This is a genomic window from Shimia ponticola, assembly GCF_007995215.1.
Lineage (GTDB): Bacteria > Pseudomonadota > Alphaproteobacteria > Rhodobacterales > Rhodobacteraceae > Shimia_B > Shimia_B ponticola.
The window spans coordinates 335,432-352,482 of sequence record NZ_VCDK01000003.1; the positions used below are offsets into that span (position 1 = coordinate 335,432).

Annotated in this window: 16 protein-coding genes and 2 tRNA genes; 10 read left to right on the forward strand and 8 right to left on the reverse strand. The window is 60.0% G+C overall.

The annotated features are described in order from the left end of the window. Positions 1 to 333 precede the first annotated feature (333 nt). Genes hisD through FE702_RS05030 form a run of 4 tightly spaced genes read left to right on the forward strand, consistent with a single transcriptional unit; the run spans position 334 to position 4,487 of the window. A complete protein-coding gene (hisD, locus tag FE702_RS05015) occupies positions 334 to 1,641 on the forward strand; it encodes a histidinol dehydrogenase (RefSeq protein WP_147125169.1) in 1,308 nt (435 codons plus the stop codon). Further along, entirely contained in the window at positions 1,634 to 2,395 is a 762-nt protein-coding gene (locus FE702_RS05020) for an SDR family NAD(P)-dependent oxidoreductase (protein ID WP_147125170.1), read from the forward strand. Before hisD ends, FE702_RS05020 begins: the two co-directional genes overlap by 8 nt. Continuing rightward, positions 2,392 to 3,372 (forward strand): alcohol dehydrogenase catalytic domain-containing protein, encoded by a 981-nt coding sequence (locus FE702_RS05025; RefSeq protein WP_147125171.1) that lies wholly within the window; start codon positions 2,392 to 2,394, stop codon positions 3,370 to 3,372. The genes FE702_RS05020 and FE702_RS05025 overlap by 4 nt, the downstream gene beginning before the upstream one ends. Then, the gene (locus FE702_RS05030) at positions 3,372 to 4,487 is read left to right on the forward strand and encodes an alpha-hydroxy acid oxidase (protein WP_147125172.1); all 1,116 of its coding nucleotides are present in this window, start codon (positions 3,372 to 3,374) and stop codon (positions 4,485 to 4,487) included. The genes FE702_RS05025 and FE702_RS05030 overlap by 1 nt, the downstream gene beginning before the upstream one ends. On the opposite strand, the gene FE702_RS05035 is transcribed toward FE702_RS05030, so the two are convergent. The 4 genes from FE702_RS05035 to FE702_RS18855 all read right to left on the reverse strand — a co-directional run bounded on the left by FE702_RS05035 (position 4,475) and on the right by FE702_RS18855 (position 5,721). After that, a tRNA-Val gene (locus FE702_RS05035) sits at positions 4,475 to 4,550 on the reverse strand. The two genes, FE702_RS05030 and FE702_RS05035, sit on opposite strands and share 13 nt — an antisense overlap. Before the next feature lie 150 nt (positions 4,551 to 4,700). Next, positions 4,701 to 5,282, reverse strand: coding sequence for a histidine phosphatase family protein (locus FE702_RS05040; protein ID WP_147125173.1), 582 nt, complete (start codon positions 5,280 to 5,282; stop codon positions 4,701 to 4,703). 38 nt (positions 5,283 to 5,320) lie between these two features. Next, positions 5,321 to 5,395, reverse strand: a tRNA-Val gene (locus tag FE702_RS05045). A gap of 50 nt (positions 5,396 to 5,445) precedes the next feature. Next, complete coding sequence (locus FE702_RS18855; protein ID WP_147125174.1) at positions 5,446 to 5,721, reverse strand: HU family DNA-binding protein; 276 nt, start codon at positions 5,719 to 5,721, stop codon at positions 5,446 to 5,448. Positions 5,722 to 5,743: 22 nt separating this feature from the next. On the opposite strand from FE702_RS18855, the gene FE702_RS18860 reads away from it, so the two are divergent. After that, entirely contained in the window at positions 5,744 to 5,920 is a 177-nt protein-coding gene (locus FE702_RS18860; protein WP_186826987.1) for a hypothetical protein, read from the forward strand. Between the two features lie 30 nt (positions 5,921 to 5,950). Here FE702_RS18860 and FE702_RS05055 read toward each other — a convergent pair whose 3' ends face one another. After that, positions 5,951 to 6,706: a polysaccharide deacetylase family protein gene (locus tag FE702_RS05055; protein WP_147125175.1), complete on the reverse strand. Its 756-nt coding sequence runs from the start codon at positions 6,704 to 6,706 to the stop codon at positions 5,951 to 5,953. 196 nt (positions 6,707 to 6,902) lie between these two features. Between FE702_RS05055 and FE702_RS05060 the strand changes: the two genes are divergently transcribed. Beyond that, complete coding sequence (locus tag FE702_RS05060; protein WP_147125176.1) at positions 6,903 to 8,234, forward strand: MATE family efflux transporter; 1,332 nt, start codon at positions 6,903 to 6,905, stop codon at positions 8,232 to 8,234. Between the two features lie 45 nt (positions 8,235 to 8,279). Here the strand turns inward: FE702_RS05060 and lon are convergent, their stop codons facing one another. Continuing rightward, positions 8,280 to 10,694 carry an endopeptidase La gene (gene lon / locus FE702_RS05065; RefSeq protein WP_147125177.1) on the reverse strand — a complete coding sequence of 805 codons (2,415 nt, stop codon included), beginning with the start codon at positions 10,692 to 10,694 and terminating at the stop codon, positions 8,280 to 8,282. Positions 10,695 to 10,916: 222 nt separating this feature from the next. Here lon and FE702_RS05070 point away from each other — a divergent pair, with 222 nt between their 5' ends. Then, on the forward strand, positions 10,917 to 11,411 hold the full coding sequence (locus FE702_RS05070) for a hypothetical protein (RefSeq protein ID WP_147125178.1): 495 nt from the start codon (positions 10,917 to 10,919) through the stop codon (positions 11,409 to 11,411). Positions 11,412 to 11,687: 276 nt separating this feature from the next. Next, complete coding sequence (locus FE702_RS05075; RefSeq protein ID WP_147125179.1) at positions 11,688 to 12,089, forward strand: DUF4149 domain-containing protein; 402 nt, start codon at positions 11,688 to 11,690, stop codon at positions 12,087 to 12,089. A gap of 55 nt (positions 12,090 to 12,144) precedes the next feature. On the opposite strand, the gene FE702_RS05080 is transcribed toward FE702_RS05075, so the two are convergent. Beyond that, positions 12,145 to 13,227 (reverse strand): anhydro-N-acetylmuramic acid kinase, encoded by a 1,083-nt coding sequence (locus FE702_RS05080; protein WP_147125180.1) that lies wholly within the window; start codon positions 13,225 to 13,227, stop codon positions 12,145 to 12,147. Positions 13,228 to 13,290: 63 nt separating this feature from the next. Here FE702_RS05080 and tyrS point away from each other — a divergent pair, with 63 nt between their 5' ends. Further along, positions 13,291 to 14,541 carry a tyrosine--tRNA ligase gene (tyrS, locus tag FE702_RS05085; protein ID WP_147125181.1) on the forward strand — a complete coding sequence of 417 codons (1,251 nt, stop codon included), beginning with the start codon at positions 13,291 to 13,293 and terminating at the stop codon, positions 14,539 to 14,541. A 56-nt stretch (positions 14,542 to 14,597) separates the two neighbouring features. Then, the gene (rsgA, locus tag FE702_RS05090; protein ID WP_147125182.1) at positions 14,598 to 15,674 is read left to right on the forward strand and encodes a ribosome small subunit-dependent GTPase A; all 1,077 of its coding nucleotides are present in this window, start codon (positions 14,598 to 14,600) and stop codon (positions 15,672 to 15,674) included. Here rsgA and FE702_RS05095 read toward each other — a convergent pair. Further along, positions 15,671 to 16,810: an NAD(P)/FAD-dependent oxidoreductase gene (locus FE702_RS05095; RefSeq protein ID WP_147125183.1), complete on the reverse strand. Its 1,140-nt coding sequence runs from the start codon at positions 16,808 to 16,810 to the stop codon at positions 15,671 to 15,673. The genes rsgA and FE702_RS05095 overlap by 4 nt on opposite strands. Between the last annotated feature and the right edge of the window lie 241 nt (positions 16,811 to 17,051).

Below are 17,051 nucleotides of genomic sequence, written 5' to 3' on the forward strand. Positions count from 1 at the left end.
CCTGAAATCCGACCCGATGTACGTATGATTGGCAGTGCGATCGCACCGCCCGCGACGGGCCCACATTAGTCCCGCTTCGCATGTCCTGCCGGGATTTACTCGCAGACACGACCTCTAATTTGACAGTATTGCATGATATGATGCGCATACCTGCCTCCAGAGGGGAAAAAACGCATGCAGGTGCACCCCCCTTGGACCCAAGCGCTTGCCAGAATCGAAATCAGCCCTCTACTCAGGTCCAAAGTCATCTGACACGGCAGACATTTTGTGACGACGCGCGACCGCGCCATCCGCGAACTGGCCTGCAACCGGATACGCATAAAAGGGTGGGACATGGCACGCGACTATCTGAAAAAGGCAACTCTGACGGCTAAATCCGACGCGAGCAAAACACACGAGATCGTCACCGGTATTCTGGATGACATCGAACAGGGTGGCGATGCCAAGGCGATGGAATATGCCGCGAAGTTCGATCAGTATGAAGGCAATGTCCTTCTGACACAGGATGAGATTGCCGCCGCTATCGAACTCGTCCCTGAGAAGCTGAAACAGGATATCCAATTCGCCCACGACAACGTGCGCCGCTTTGCCGAACTGCAGAAAAGCACGGTGCATGACGTTGAGACTGAAATTGTACCCGGCTTTGTCGCGGGGCAAAAGGCGATCCCGGTCGACGCCGCCGGTTGCTACGTCCCTGGCGGGCGCTACAGCCACATCGCATCGGCCATCATGACGGTCACAACCGCCAAGGTTGCAGGATGCGGCCACATCACAGCCTGTTCCCCGCCCCGCCCCGGCATCGGTATCGCACCAGCCATCGTCTATGCGGCCCATATCTGCGGCGCGGACAAGATCATGGCCATGGGCGGCGTTCAGGGCGTTGCGGCAATGACATTCGGCCTTTTTGGCCTGCCAAAGGCGAACATCCTTGTCGGCCCAGGCAACCAGTTTGTCGCGGAAGCCAAGCGCATCCTCTTTGGCCGTGTCGGCATCGACATGATCGCTGGTCCGACAGACAGCCTGATCCTTGCTGACAAAACCGCTGATCCGCACATCGTCGCGACCGATTTGGTGTCGCAGGCCGAACACGGTTACAACTCGCCCGTCTGGTTGGTCACAGATGACCGTGAACTGGCGGAAAAGGTCATGTCCATGGTGCCCGGCCTGATCGATGATCTGCCGGAACTGAACCGCGAAAATGCCTTCGCTGCGTGGCGCGACTACGCAGAGGTCATCATCTGCGACGACCGCGAAGACATGGCCGCCTGTTCCGACGAATACGCGCCCGAACACCTGACAGTGCAGGCCGATGACCTGGACTGGTGGCTGGGCCGCCTGACCTGCTACGGCTCGCTCTTCTTGGGCGAAGAAACGACAGTGTCCTACGGCGACAAGGCCACCGGCACGAACCATGTGCTGCCGACTTCCCGCGCGGCGAACTACACCGGCGGCCTGAGCGTCCACAAATACATGAAGATCGTCACCTGGCAGCGCGCGACCCGCGAAGGGTCGCGTCAGGTCGCGCAGGCCACCGCCCGTATTTCCCGTCTTGAAGGCATGGAAGGCCATGCCCGGTCGGCTGACGTGCGTCTGGCCAAGTACTTCCCCGGTGAGAATTTTGATCTCTCCGCCGATGGGTGATCCGCTCGCGCTGTTTGATCTAACCGGTCGCGTCGCTTGCATCACAGGTGCAAGCTCGGGACTTGGTCGTCGCGCAGCACAGGTCCTTGCTGCAGCGGGCGCTCAGGTCGTCTGCGTCGCCCGCAGGCAAGAGGCACTCGAAGCAGTGGTCTCCGACATCGGCCCAAGCGCCACATATGTCGCCGCCGACGTGGCCGACCGAGCAGGGCAAAAGTCTCTCTGTGAAGACATCACGCGCGCGTTTGGCAGCCCAGACATCCTTGTCCACGCTGCGGGCATCAATACCCGCGAGGCTGCAGATGACGTGACCGATGACGGCTGGGACACGACGCTCGCTCTCAACCTCTCAGCGCCGTTTTTCCTGTCTCAGCACCTTGTGCCTGCGATGAAGGCCAAACACTGGGGCCGTATTGTCAACTTTGCGTCCCTGCAAACGACCCGCGCCTTTCCGGGCGGCATCGCTTACGGCACGACCAAGGCAGGCATCGCCCAGATGACCCGTGCGATGGCCGAAGCATGGTCCAAGGACGGCATCACCGCCAACGCCATCGGCCCCGGCTTCTTTCCAACCGAGCTGACCAACGCGGTTTTCAGCGATCCTGACCGCGCGGCGCGGAACGCTGCCCAAACCTGTGTTGGGCGCAACGGTGAATTGTCTGATATGGATGGGCCTCTATTGTTCCTGTGCTCAAATGCCTCTGGCTATGTCACAGGACAGACGCTGATGGTCGATGGGGGGTTCACCGCGAAATGAAGGCGCTGGTCTATGACGGGGTCGAAACGCTGACACATCGCGATGTGCCGGATGTTGAACCAAGTGACGGCGAACACCTGATCCGCATCGCCTCGGTCGGGATCTGCGGATCGGACATGCACGCCTATCTCGGCCACGACGCGCGTCGCCCTGCTCCACTGATCCTTGGGCATGAGGCAGCGGGCGTGATTGTGGGCGGGCCGCAGGATGGCCGAAGGGTCACCATCAATCCGCTGGTCACCAACCCTGACAGCTCCATGAGCCGCGCGGGTCGCGAAAACCTGTGCCCTGACCGTCAGATCATCTCGATGCAGCCGCGCGAAGGGGCGTTTGCGCAATACGTGGCGATGCCCGACCGCAACCTCGTGACTGTTCCGGATGACGTTCCGCTCGCCAAGGCCGCCCTTGCCGAGCCACTCGCCGTCAGCTGGCACGCCGCCCGCCTCGCGCTTGAGGCCCTGCATCCCGATATGCCGCGCACGGCATTAATAATCGGCGGCGGTGCAATCGGCCTCGCCGCCGCCCTCGCCTTACGCGCCATGGGCGTTACCGACATCATCATATCCGAGCCCAACGACACGCGGCGGACCTACCTGACTCAGACCTGCCGCGAAAACGCTGTCGCCACCCCGGATGGTGAATACAGCGTCGCGATTGATGCCGTTGGCTACGCAGCCACACGCGCGACCGCATCCCGGCTGACCGCTCCCGGTGGTGTCATCGCCCATATCGGGCTGGGCGAAGATACAGGCGGCCTCGATATCCGCCGGATCACACTTCAGGAAATCACCTTCATCGGCACCTATACCTACACCGCGCAGGATTTCCGCGACACGGCGCAGGCCATCTTTGATGGTCGTCTGGGTGCGCTCGACTGGACGGAAACCCGACCGCTGTCTAATGGGGCGGCTGCCTTTGCGGACATTCGAGCAGGCCGCATCCCGGCGCCAAAAATCCTGCTTGATCCCTGGGCCTGATGGCGGCGGCAGATCACATCCATTGCGCCGAGGACGCGCGCCGCATTGCGAAGCGTAAACTGCCATGGATGATTTTTGACTATATCGACGGAGCGGCAGGCACGGAAAACGGTCCAAACCGCAATCGCGCCGCGCTCGACGCCTGTACTTTGCGCCCGCGCATCCTGCGCGATGTGTCCGACCGATCCGTTGCGACGACCCTCTTTGGCGCGCCCGCAGACCGCCCGTTCGGCATCGCGCCCATGGGCATGTGCAACCTGTCCGGTCCCGGCGCGGACCTGATGCTCGCCCGGCTGGCCGCGAAACACCGGGTGCCACACGGCGTCTCAACCGTCGCCTCGACCCCGCTGGAAAAGATCATTCAGGTTGCCGACGGCCACGCGTGGTTCCAGATTTACTTCAGCGGCGACGGCACCGGCACATTCAAACTCATCGACCGCGCCCGCGCCGCTGGCTACGAAACACTCGTTGTGACCGTGGATGTCCCAGAGGTCGGACGCCGCCCGCGCGAACTGCGCCACGGCTTCAAAATGCCGTTCAAAATTGGCCCACGCCAGTTCCTTGATTTTGCCCTGCATCCCCGCTGGTCCATCAGCACACTCATGGCGGGCAAGCCCGACATGGCGAATTTTCAGATGCCCGGCTACAGCTTTGACCGAACTGAAAGCCGCGCGCGCGCCAATTGGGAGACGCTCGACAAAATGCGCGACGCATGGCCCGGGAAACTGGTCGTCAAAGGCGTTTTGGATGTCGAAGATGCCATCACCCTGAAATCCCATGGTGTCGACGCGATCCAAGTCTCATCCCACGGCGCGCGTCAATTGGACAGCGCGCCTGCACCGTTCGAGATGCTGCCGAAGATTCGCGAGGCAGTTGGCCCAGACATGCCCCTGTTTTTCGACAGCGGGCTGCGCTCTGGCGAGGACGTGCTGAAGTGCCTGACCCAAGGCGCAGACTTCACATTCCTAGGCCGCATCCTGCAATTTGCCATCGCGGCTGGCGGCGAAGCGGGGCTGAACCGATTGTGGGAGGTCTTGACCGCAGAACTCGACATCGCGCTTGCGATGACAGGGCGGACATCATTGCCGAGGCAGGGAGAGAATGGTGGGTGGTGAGGGGCTCGAACCCCCGACATTTTCGGTGTAAACGAAACGCTCTACCAACTGAGCTAACCACCCGACGGGCTGCGTGATAAACCTGTGACCGGTCCGCGCGCAAGGGCGAATTTTAACCAGATCGCAAACAATTGGATTTTCGCCTGGGTTCGCCCGAAAATTCAGTCAAACACCATGCCACCTGGTGTCGTGCGACAATGGTTTGAGAAACCGTTATTCCTGCAATCGGTGGTGTGCCCCATCCCGCAGGTGAAACACTACGCCCTGCCCGCCAGGCAGGTCGCCCAAACTGTCGATGTCTCGCCCAAGGTGCAGCGTACGGATCATCCGGCTTGTGATGCCATGGGTCACCAATACCGATGGCCGCTTCAGCTGCTGGAGGAATCCCAAACAGCGCGCGCGCAGCCCTTCGAACCCTTCACCGCCGGGGGCGTGGTCATACATCTCAAGCACACCATCAGGGGTGTCTTTGGCATCTGGAAAGGTCGGAAGATCATCCCGCAACATCCCAGACCAGTCTCCAACTTTAATCTCGGAAAGCTCGGGATCGGTCCGCAGGTTGGCTACAAACGGGGCCAAGGCGATAGCCGCTGTCTGAAAGGCGCGGCCCTGCGGGCTGACGATGATGTCGAACCCGTCGAGATCGATGCTCGCCATAATGCGGCCTTGGGCCTCGGCCTGTGCAACGCCTTTGACCGTTAACGGCGAATTCAACGCCCCTTGCATGCGGCGCTCGGCATTCCACGCCGTCTCACCGTGTCGTAGCACGTAGATCTCAGGAAAGGGCCAAGTCATTGAATCCCCTCGTCAGGCCGCACCGAAAAAGGAGGAAGTGGTGGGTGATAAGAGATTTGAACTCCTGACATCTTCGATGTGAACGAAGCGCTCTACCACTGAGCTAATCACCCGCCGTGGCGTGTGGTTTAGCCCGGTGCCGTGTCAGGGGCAAGAGGCGAGATTACTCTGGCGCAGCAGTTTTTCGGCGCACGCGGGTGGTGATGATCTTGGCACCTTGCACATCCTTTTGACGCTGAATTTTCACCTTGCCCAACGGCTCGATGTTCAGCCCCTCACCGCGTTCCAACGCTTCACCCATCACGGCAAGAGCCGCCTCAATCGCGGCCTTGGCCATCGCCTTTTTCACGCCACTGCGCTGCACGGCTTGATCGATCAGGTCCTTTTTCTTGAGATCGGCTGTAGCGACAGATGCCTCGACCTTCTTTGCGGCGGTCACACCCGCCGGGGCAGCAGCCGACTTGGCCGCACGTGATGCCGTGGCCGCAGGAACAGCCTTGGCCGCCGAACGCGCTGGCGCGGCAGTCCGCTTTGCCGGTGTCGCCGAGGCAGCAGAAGTCTTGGATGCAGGCTTGGTTGCTGTGCTCGCCGTAGATGTCGATGTCTTGCGTGCGGATGTGGCTTTGGCCATGTCGTGAACCTCAATTCCTGCGTGTTTTGATTTCTGCTCAACTCGCTTTTAACACAAAGTTTCGTGTTTGCCACTTCGGCCACCCCAATAACTCGGAAACCGTAACCGCCCGGTAACCACGTGCGACGATGCCTTCCAGCACCGCTGGCATCGCCTGGATCGTCGGAGAATGAATGTCATGTGCCAATAGAATTGCCCCCGGTTTGACACCCGCAAGCATGCGCTGCGCAACAATCTGCGCGCCCGGTCGGCGCCAATCCTGCGGATCGACAGACCACAGGATCGTCGGCAATTTGCGCCGATGATACAGCATGTGGCGTTGCCGAAACGTCAGTGCGCCATAGGGCGGGCGCATAGTGACAGGCACCTTGCCGGTGACGGAATAGATCGCGCGCGTTGTGTCATCCATTTCGCGGATCACCGACTGGTCCCCCAGATTGGCAAGAACGGGATGGGTCCAGGAGTGATTGCCAACCTCATGCCCTTCCGCCAACATGCGCTGGACCAGCCCCGGATGCCGACGGACGCGATCCCCGATCACATAAAACGTCGCCCGCATTCCGCGTGCCTTTAGCATGTCGAGCAGAACAGGCGTCAGGCGCGGATGTGGCCCGTCATCAAATGTGAGTGCAACAGCGGCCGAAACTGTACGCACCGCCATAACAGTGGCGGCCTCACCCGTCTGAACATCGCCCGGCAACTTGATGACTGGCGGCACTTTGGCAATTGCCGGTCCTGCAACAGCGGCCGCCACTGCGCCCATGATCAGACCGCGTCTCGTTGGTAAACTCATGAAATCCCCCCGGATTTCACAGCAACCTGCCATGCAGATTGGTCCCGATCTAGCCCGAACCCAAACACGCCCCAATTTCGATGGGGGTAACCCTGTGGAAAACCCACGGCCTGCACACCCGCGTCTGCCGAGACGCAGGTTGACTTGACCCAACGTGGATAACACACCGCTGTGACCCCTACACGGACGCAGCCCCATGCCTCATCCAACGCTTTGGCAAGAGATCAGATCAATTGCCGCCCTCAGCTTTCCCATCGCCATCTCTCTGGCTGCGGCAACCCTGATCACCGTGGTCGACACGATCATGATTGCCCCTCTTGGCACCGTGCCTTTGGCCGCGGCATCGATTACCGGCACCTTTCTCATCGTCATGTATTCGGGTCTCTTCGGCTTTGTTTCGGCCACGGGCGTGCGCATGGCCGAGGCCCACGGAAAATCCGACCCCGACGCGCTGACTGATGCCACCCACAGCGGACTGGTTGTCGGGCTTGGGACTGGTCTGATCGGGATGGGGCTGATGCTGACGCTCTTGCCGCTCCTGCCCTACGCAGGTCAACCTGCGGACGTTGTGGCCATTGTCCCGGGTTACTGGACCGCGATGGCGGTGTATTTCATCCCCTTCACCCTGTTTTACATGCTCAAAGGTCTTTTTGACGCCGTCGACCGTCCTTGGGTCGGCGTGATCCTCGCATTCGGCGCGGTCCTTCTGAACATGCCGGCAAACTATGTGCTGATCCACGGGATTGGCGGCTGGGAGGGGTTCGGCCTGCTTGGCGCGGGCCTTGCCAGCCTCTTGTCCGAAACAGTCAGCCTGATTGCCGCCGTGATCATCTGGCGCAAGTCTGCGGCCTTCGCGGCCGCCCGAACCAAAGCACTCAGCACATGGTCCGAGATCCGCAAACAGCTGCGCGAGGGCACGACCATCGCATTGGGATATGTCGGCGAAGGCGGCGCATATGCAGTCGTGGGCTTCATGATGGGATGGTTCAGCGCCGCTGCCTTGGCGGCACATCAGATCGTGAACGCCGTTGGCGGGGTGCTCTATATGGTGCCGCTTGGCGTTGCGATTGCCGTGTCGATCATCATCGGCCAAACCGTCGGCGCCGGAGCGACAGCGCGCCTTCAAATGATTGGCCGCGCCGCGATGATCTTTATCGTCGGCTGGATGACGCTTGTGATGGTTTTCATCCTGATCGCACGTGGCCCCATCACGACCGCCCTTTCGGATGATCCGGCGGTTATTGGGCTCGCGATCACGCTCTTCTTGATTTCGGCCCTGATGCAAATCGCAGACGGCATCCAAAGCACAATGCTTGGTGCCTGTCGCGGCATGACCGACAATGCCATCCCCGTCCTGATCACGATGATCAGCTATTGGGTCCTCGCACTGCCGACCGGCTATGTTCTGGGATTTTGGCTGGATTGGGGGCCAGTGGGCGTCTGGATCGGCTACAGCCTTGGGCTGGCCATTGCCGCAACGCTGGTCACACGGCGCTTTTTCCGCAAGGCCCACATGCTGCAGGCATGAAAAAGGGCGCCGCAAAGGGCGCCCTTTCTAGCTCTCAGGATGGCGTCAGTGCTTCACTGCATCAGCTGCCGCTTGATCCGCGGCCGACGCAGCTGCCGCCGCAGCAGCCGCTTCTTCTGCCGCCTCGTCCCATTCGATGGGCTCAGGCGCTTCGACCAATGCCTTGGCCAGCACTTCGGACACGTGGGTCACAGGAATGATATCCAGCCCCTCTTTCACATTGTCCGGGATCTCGGCCAGATCCTTGGCATTCTCCTGCGGGATGAACACCGTCTTGATCCCACCGCGCAGCGCCGCCAATAGTTTCTCTTTCAAACCACCGATCGGCATCGCGTTGCCGCGCAGGCTGACTTCACCTGTCATGGCGATGTCACGCCGCACCGGAATGCCTGTCAGCACCGACACAATCGACGTCACCATGGCCAAACCCGCTGATGGGCCATCCTTTGGCGTTGCGCCGTCCGGCACGTGCACGTGGATGTCCAGCGTGTCGAACTTTGGCGGCTTCACACCGATTTCAGGCGCGATGGAGCGGACATATGAAGACGCCGCATCAATCGACTCCTTCATGACGTCGCCCAGCTTACCGGTCGTTTTCATGCGGCCCTTTCCGGGCAGCTTCAACGCCTCGATATGCAGCAGATCGCCACCGACGCTGGTCCACGCCAACCCGGTCACAACACCGACCTGATCGCTTTCCTCGGCAAGCCCATAGCGGAACTTCTTCACTCCAAGGAAATCATCGAGATTTTCAGGGGTTACAACAACCTCCTCAACCTCTTTCTTAACGATCTTGGTCACGGCCTTCCGCGCCAGCTTGCCAATCTCACGCTCAAGGTTCCGCACGCCTGCCTCGCGGGTGTAGGTGCGTACAATCTCTTGCAGCGCCTCAGGCTCCAACGTGAACTCCTTAGCCTTAAGCCCATGGTTTTTCACCTGTTTCGGGATCAGGTGACGATGGGCAATCTCGGCTTTTTCGTCCTCGGTGTAACCTGCCAGCGGAATGATCTCCATCCGGTCCAGCAGCGGCCCAGGCATGTTGTAGCTGTTCGAGGTCGTCAGGAACATCACATCGCTCAGGTCATATTCGACCTCAAGGTAGTGATCGACAAAGGTCGAGTTCTGTTCCGGATCGAGCACCTCAAGCATCGCCGACGCCGGATCGCCCCGGAAGTCCTGACCCATCTTGTCGATCTCATCGAGCAGGATCAGAGGGTTCGTCGTCTTCGCCTTTTTCAGCGCCTGAATGATCTTGCCGGGCATGGAACCGATATAGGTCCGGCGGTGACCGCGAATTTCGCTCTCGTCACGTACACCACCCAGAGAAATCCGGATAAACTCACGCCCTGTTGCCTTGGCCACGGATTTACCAAGCGAGGTTTTACCAACGCCAGGAGGTCCCACCAAACACAGGATCGGCCCTTTCAGCTTGCGCGAGCGTTGCTGCACGGCAAGGTACTCAACGATCCGCTCCTTGACCTTCTCAAGGCCAAAGTGATCGTCATCCAGCACCTTCTGCGCACGGCCAAGGTCCTTTTTCACACGGCTGCGTGTCCCCCACGGAATGGACAGCATCCAATCCAGATAGTTGCGCACAACCGTGGCCTCAGCCGACATGGGCGACATGTTCTTGAGCTTTTTCAGCTCGGCATCCGCCTTTTCACGGGCTTCTTTCGAAAGCTTGGTCTCGGCGATCTTGGCTTCCAGCTCGGCAACTTCGCCTTCGCCCTCTTCGCCATCGCCCAGCTCCTTCTGAATGGCCTTCATCTGCTCATTCAGATAGTACTCGCGCTGCGTCCGCTCCATCTGGGATTTCACGCGGGTCTTGATCTTCTTCTCGACCTGCAGAACGCTCATCTCGCCCTGCATCAGGCCAAAGACCTTTTCCAGCCGCTCGCTCACGCTCAACGTCTCAAGCAGATCCTGCTTTTGCTCGACCTCAATGCCCAAGTGACCCGACACAAGGTCGGCCAGCTTTGCAGGCTCACGGCTATCCGCGACAGCAGCCAGCGCTTCTTCGGGAATGTTTTTCTTAACCTTGGCGTAGCGTTCAAACTCTTTCGCCACAGACCGCACAAGCGCTTCGGTCGCGGTCTCATCGCCGGGCATTTCGGTCAGATACTCAGCCGACGCTTCAAAGTAGTCGTCGTTCTCGTGGTATTCGGTGATCCGCACCCGTGCACGGCCTTCGACCAGCACCTTGACCGTGCCATCGGGCAGCTTCAGCAGTTGCAGCACATTCGCCAAAACACCGGCACGATAGATGCCATCAGATTCCGGATCGTCCTGGCTCGGGTCAATCTGGCTCGACAGCAGGATTTGTTTGTCTTCGCGCATCACTTCTTCCAGGGCGCGAACTGATTTTTCGCGACCCACAAAAAGCGGCACAATCATGTGTGGGAACACCACGATATCGCGCAGAGGCAATACCGGATAGCTCGATGCCAACATCTCTTGCATTTTGGTTTCCTTATCCTCGGCAGCTCATCCCGCGTCCCATTCTGGCAACGTCAGGCGGCTCCATTTCGGTTGAGTTGAATTATGGCCGCATGGGGCACTTTTCAACCGCACTTGCTCTTTCGGTCATCTTGCCCCCTTGGCCCGGGCGCTTCAAGCGGACAATCACGAATTGGTGTCTTCCTTTTGCTCGCGTGACGCCCATCCGACCCGTAAAACATGGGTATGAAACGCCTTGCCCTCTTGTTCGCCTGCTCGCTGATTGCTGCCTGCACAAATCCGATACCCAGCGGCGAAACGGTCTCTTTCACCGTGACAGGTCGACAAGCGGCACAAACGCTTGATCGCCTCGATCCGATGACAGTCCGCACATTCGCGCGCAGTGGCCTAGCGCGGCAGGAACTCACGGCGCTGCCTTGCACGGCAACAGGCACGGGCCTGCGTGCAACGTTCATCAGCCCGGCAACTTTGGCCGTCCCGACCTATCGCGGCCGCACGGACCCGATCACCGTATCCTGCCGAAGGCGCAGCGATACGGTCCAAAGCGCAAGCAGAGTGGTCAGCCCAACCAACCAGACAGAAGAAGACCTCGACACAGGCCTGCGCATTGGCGTGTCGTCCTCAGAGGGTCTTGATGTGCGGCTCGGTGTGTCCATTCGCGACAAAAGCCGCGACCGTTTCGACTACCCGTCATCGGTTCTGATCGATTTTCCCGGCTGAGAGGTTTTCTTCGGAGCCGCCCTCGCTTGCGGTCAGGTGGACGCGGGACAAGAGAATTGCCAAGGAAAATCACCGAGGGGCCCCAACAGGCGTTGGGGATACGGATGATTATCCTTGGCAAGGCGCTTGGCCAGTGTCAGCCAGACCTCATGCGCGGGCGGGTCTGAAGGTTTCCTTTGGTGGGACCCGAAGCTCTCAGCAAGCTCTCGACACGCTCTCGACACTGGCCCGCCACCACCTACCTCCCCGGACAAACGCAAACCGCCTGAGGCCCGCATGACATCCTTCCTGCCCGCTCTTTCCCTGATCCTGACGGCCGCGCTGTTTGGCGGCATGGTGCTTTACAGCTTTGGCTTTGCAGCTTTGGTGTTCAAACTCTTCGATCAGACACAGGCGCGCTACGCCCTGCGTCACGCCTTTCCACCCTATTACCTTGTGGTGATGATCACCGCAGCGCTTGCTGCGGTGCCCAGCGCCTTCGTCAATGCGACGACAGCAATCATTCTTGCGCTGACGGCTCTCACCACTCTCTATGCCCGTCAGATCCTGATGCCGCAGATCAATACGGCCACGGATGCGGGCGAAACGGGCAAGTTCAAACTCTTGCACGGCGTCTCGGTCATCTTGCAGTTGATCCAGATTGCCGTGGTTGCCTATGCGCTGACACTTTTTGTCTGATCGGGGACGGTGGGCGGGGCGCCTTTGCCGTCAGGCAAACAGCGCCACACACAGTCTAGTGCGGCTCGCTCAAGGTCCCACCGCCTACAACGGCAGGCACTCCTGTCGTCGTCGGACATGACGTGGATAGCCCCCGCGCCACGCGCACAGCCAGATAGGCAAAGGCCTGCGCCTCAAGCATGTCACCATCCAGCCCGACCTCTTCGACGGGTTGCACCGGACAGCGCATCGCGGCCTGCAGCATCTCCATCAACGTTGCGTTCTTGCGCCCGCCACCGGTCACAAGCACCCGTGACGGCTGGGTAGGGCACAGCTCCATTCCCACGGCCACACTCATGGCGATCGCCGCCGTCAGCGTCGCGGCGGCATCGGCGTCAGACAGATGCGCAACATCCAAGACCTCTGAAAAATCATTGCGATCCAGTGATTTCGGCGGCATCCGATCAAAAAAAGGATGCTCCATGAAGCGTCCGATCACGGCGGCATCCACGTTGCCAGAACGCGCGAGCGCGCCCCCTTCGTCCATCGCCACACCGCGTCGGCGCATCATCTCGTCAGAGAGCGGCGCATTCGCCGGGCCCGTATCAAAGGCCAAGAGGACACCCTGCGCATCGGGTCTGTCGCTTTGCGGATCGACCCAAGTCAGATTGCCCACCCCGCCAAGGTTCAGGAACACCACCGGCTCTTCGGCGTCGATCCACCGTGCACAGGCCCAATGAAAAAATGGTGCCAGCGGCGCACCCTGCCCACCCATTGCGACATCTGCCGTCCGAAAATCCCATGCCACGGGCCGTTCCAGCACATCGGCAAGCTGCGCACCGTCGCCTGCCTGATAGGTTCCCTGTCCGCCGGGATCATGGGCCAGCGTCTGCCCGTGAAACCCGACAAGCTCAATGCCGTCAAAGCCCTGGGCCACTTCGGCATGGGCCGCTTCGACCAATGCGGCTGCGTCATCGGCGCGCCAGCTGCCCAGCGCGGCACGCAAGACAGCCTGCTCCTCTTCGGCATAAGGCCGATAGGCCACCGGACCGAACTCGAGAATATCGACCCCATCGGTCACCAAAACAGCTGCATCCACGCCATCAAGCGACGTGCCCGACATCATGCCCAGCGCCTTGATTGGCCCACTCTTCAACATGGTCTTTCCCTACCCGTCACCCTCGCCTATAGACTGCCGCGCAGACGCATCCGGAGCAAGCAAATGACGTACCATCCCAAATCAGACTTCATGTCCGTGATGATGGAGCGCGGCTATCTGGCTGACTGCACGGATTATCAATCGCTGGACGAAGCTTTAGTGGCAGGCGTGACCCCTGCCTATATTGGCTACGATGCGACTGCACAGTCCCTGCATGTCGGCCATCTAATGAACATTATGGTCCTGCGCTGGCTGCAAAAGACAGGCCACAAGCCCATCACGCTTATGGGCGGCGGCACGACCAAGGTCGGCGATCCATCCTTCCGGTCTGATGAACGCCCCCTGCTCGGGCCAGAACAGATCGATGCGAATATCGAAGGTATGAAGCAGGTTTTTGCCAAATACCTGTCCTATGACGACAGCCCGACCGGCGCATTGATGCTGAATAATGCCGAATGGCTCGATACTCTGAACTACCTCGATTTCCTGCGTGACATCGGGCGGCATTTCTCGGTCAATCGGATGCTCTCGTTCGAGAGTGTGAAGTCGCGGCTGGATCGCGAACAATCGCTGTCATTTCTCGAATTCAACTACATGATCCTGCAGGCCTACGACTTCCTGGAGCTCAACCGCCGGTACGGCTGCCTGCTGCAAATGGGCGGAAGTGATCAGTGGGGCAATATCGTCAATGGCATCGACCTGACCCGCCGCGTGCTGGATCAGGAAATCTACGGCCTCACTACGCCGCTGCTTACGACGTCCGACGGGCGCAAAATGGGCAAATCCCAAGGTGGCGCGATCTGGTTGAACGGCGATATGTTGTCGCCCTATGAATTCTGGCAGTTCTGGCGGAATACGACCGACGCCGACACTGGCAAGTTCCTCAAGATTTTCACCGAACTGCCTGTTGACGAGTGCGACCGCCTTGGCGCGCTTGAAGGGTCCGAGATCAACGAAGCCAAGATCATCCTTGCCAATGAGGTCACGACACTTCTGCACGGAGCAGAGGCCGCCGCGAATGCTGCAGCCACCGCAAAGGAAGTGTTCGAAAAAGGCGGCGTCGGTGACGATCTGCCAACGCTTACGTTGACCGCTGACGAATTGGGCGATGGCCTTTCGATCGTTCAGGCTCTGGTGAAGGCGGGGCTGGCGAAATCCGGCAAGGATGCCAAGCGGCTGATTGCTGAAAACGGCGCACGCATGGACGACCAACCTCTGACAGACGCAGGCACGATGTTGACCGCCTCGGATCTGAGTAGCCCCATCAAGCTAAGCGCTGGCAAAAAACGCCATGCTCTCGTTCAGTTGGGCTAGAATGATCTCGCGCGACCAACTCGCGGCTGGGCGTTACAGCCCGTTTGGCCAATAGGATGGTCCGCGATTACTCTGCCTTCATGCCCGGCGCGGCTGTTCCACAAAACGAGCCAACACCGCTTGAACGCTTGGGATGGGGGCCGGCCTTCTCGCAACAGATCGAAGCGGACGCTCTGACGGCCACGCCACCCGTCCGCGTCGTGGCCGTGCATCGCAGCGGCCTTCAGGTTTTGGGGGACGGCATCCAGACCAAACTACCTCCAATGGCGGAAGCCACCGTCGGGGACTGGGTGCTCTACGACGCCAATAGCCCACGCGACAGCAGGGTGCTGGAGCGTAAAAGCCTGATCAAACGCCGCGCACCGGGTCACGACCGCAGCGAACAATTGATCGCAGCCAATATCGATACGGTCTTTGTCGTCACCTCTTGCAATCAGGACTTCAACGTCGCGCGTCTGGAACGCTATTTGGCTTTGGCATTTGAGGCGGGGATTGAACCTGTGATCCTGTTGACCAAACCCGACCTGACGGACGACGCCCAAAGCTACGTTGAGCAAGCCAAGGCGATATCTGACCGTGTCGCAGTTCTGGCGATCAATGCCAAAAGCGATCAACCCGCTGAGGCACTAGCCGATTGGTGCCGCAAAGGCCGGACTGTTGCGTTTCTAGGATCGTCGGGTGTGGGGAAATCCACCCTGACCAATGCGCTTTTGGGGGCGGACGCCATCGCCACCCAAGGCATCCGCGAAGATGACGCGCGCGGTCGTCACACCACAACACACCGCGAATTGCATCAGATCCCCAGCGGCGCAATCGTTTTGGACACCCCCGGAATGCGCGAGTTGCAGTTGACAGACGCCGCATCTGGCATCGCAGCCGTGTTCGAAGATATCGACGACCTTGCCGCCGCTTGTCGGTTCAATGATTGCAAACATGAGGGCGAACCGGGTTGCGCCGTGCAAGCCGCCGTGGCTGACGGAACGCTTGATCCCGACCGCTTGGAACGCTGGCGCAAACTTCAGGCAGAAGATGCGTTCAACTCCGCCACTCTGGCCCAGCGCCGTGGCAAAGACCGTGCTTTTGGCAAAATGGTCAAGAGCGCGATGAAGGATAAATCAAACCGCCGCGGTTAGCGGTCGTCGAACACGGCCTCAAAACCCGGCGCGTCACCTCCCCTGGCCACGACCGATCCCAACCGTCCCAACTCATCCGCGCATTTGGCTCCGGCCCCGTTGCCGCCCGTCAGGATCGTCATGCGATCAGACATCCGCGCGATGTAGGGATAGCCTGTGGCTGTGAATGACACAGCGCAAGCCTCGGCATGCGTGGCACTCCATTCCACATCGGGCACGACATCGCGCAGATGCTGCACCAGTCGCGCTCCGGCCTCGGTACCACCGGCGCTTTGAAACCACTCTGTCATCTGGGTGTTTGTCTCAAGCCGGGGCGAGTCGATCTCTCCTCCGATCTTAATGAGCCAGCGACCGTCCGGGTACTTCACAGGCGGCAGCAGATAGAGGTCGTCCTCCACGTCCTCAGGCACCCAGATCAGGGTTGGCATCTGCGGAATGGGGCCTGCCACCTCGGCGAATGCGACCGTGCGCGCGTAGACCCGCATGGCCGGACGCGCAGGCAATAGACCATCGGTGCGTGCATATCCCCCGGTCGCGACAACGACCTGACCGGCAGAAAGCTGCGTGCCATCGGCCAAAGTGACCGTCCCATCCTGCAGTGCTGTAACTGTCTGACGGATCACCGTGGCACCGGCCCTAACTGCCAGGATCTCCTGCGCCTCGCGCATCGCACGTGGATCAATCCATCCGGCATCATTGGGTTCATAGGACACTACCGCATCATCTGGCAGCGCAAACCCATACCGGTGTCTGACGTCCTCTGCTGTCATCCGCTCTGCGCCCCAGGTCTCTGCGCTCTTTTCAAGGCCCTTGGTAAAGCCGGACATCCCCGGCGAATACCGCCCGGCCATCATGCCACCTACCGGGTGAAAGAACGGCAGCCCTGACCGCTGTTCGATGTCGCGATACCTCTCAATGGACGCAGCAGAGAGGTCTGACCACACCGGATCATGCGACACCCGGCGCGTGATCCGAGCAGCGTCGTGATGGCTGGCAAAGGGCCCGGCATGGCTCGCGCGGTCGGCAGGCTCGTCTGGGCCGATCAATGCAACCGTCGCCCCGCTCTCAGCCACCCATCGCGCACAGGCCGATCCCATCAGCCCGCGTCCGAGCACCACAAAATCATAGGTCTCCATGGCCGGAACCGTCGCACAGCTATCATCCAAGTCAATCGGTCTTGGATCGTCTGCAAAGTGTCGAGGCGGCGACGGGTTGCGCGCCAGAAACAGTGAAAAATCGCAATTTAACTTGCTGACTAATGGTCAGGCACGCGTTTTTGCCCAATATTTGTGCAACCTGTGATTCAAATCCCTTGATTGGACTCACCCATGCGTGGTGGGATTGGAGAAAAAACAAAAGACAATAATAGGGAACCAA

Coding starts and splice junctions, on each gene's coding strand:
- hisD (WP_147125169.1), top strand. CDS start 334: ATGGCACGCGACTATCTGAAAAAGGCAACTCTGACGGCTAAATCCGAC.
- FE702_RS05020 (WP_147125170.1), top strand. CDS start 1,634: ATGGGTGATCCGCTCGCGCTGTTTGATCTAACCGGTCGCGTCGCTTGC.
- FE702_RS05025 (WP_147125171.1), top strand. CDS start 2,392: ATGAAGGCGCTGGTCTATGACGGGGTCGAAACGCTGACACATCGCGAT.
- FE702_RS05030 (WP_147125172.1), top strand. CDS start 3,372: ATGGCGGCGGCAGATCACATCCATTGCGCCGAGGACGCGCGCCGCATT.
- FE702_RS05040 (WP_147125173.1), bottom strand. CDS start 5,282: ATGACTTGGCCCTTTCCTGAGATCTACGTGCTACGACACGGTGAGACG.
- FE702_RS05055 (WP_147125175.1), bottom strand. CDS start 6,706: ATGAGTTTACCAACGAGACGCGGTCTGATCATGGGCGCAGTGGCGGCC.
- FE702_RS05060 (WP_147125176.1), top strand. CDS start 6,903: ATGCCTCATCCAACGCTTTGGCAAGAGATCAGATCAATTGCCGCCCTC.
- lon (WP_147125177.1), bottom strand. CDS start 10,694: ATGCAAGAGATGTTGGCATCGAGCTATCCGGTATTGCCTCTGCGCGAT.
- FE702_RS05070 (WP_147125178.1), top strand. CDS start 10,917: ATGAAACGCCTTGCCCTCTTGTTCGCCTGCTCGCTGATTGCTGCCTGC.
- FE702_RS05075 (WP_147125179.1), top strand. CDS start 11,688: ATGACATCCTTCCTGCCCGCTCTTTCCCTGATCCTGACGGCCGCGCTG.
- FE702_RS05080 (WP_147125180.1), bottom strand. CDS start 13,227: ATGTTGAAGAGTGGGCCAATCAAGGCGCTGGGCATGATGTCGGGCACG.
- tyrS (WP_147125181.1), top strand. CDS start 13,291: ATGACGTACCATCCCAAATCAGACTTCATGTCCGTGATGATGGAGCGC.
- rsgA (WP_147125182.1), top strand. CDS start 14,598: ATGGTCCGCGATTACTCTGCCTTCATGCCCGGCGCGGCTGTTCCACAA.
- FE702_RS05095 (WP_147125183.1), bottom strand. CDS start 16,810: ATGGAGACCTATGATTTTGTGGTGCTCGGACGCGGGCTGATGGGATCG.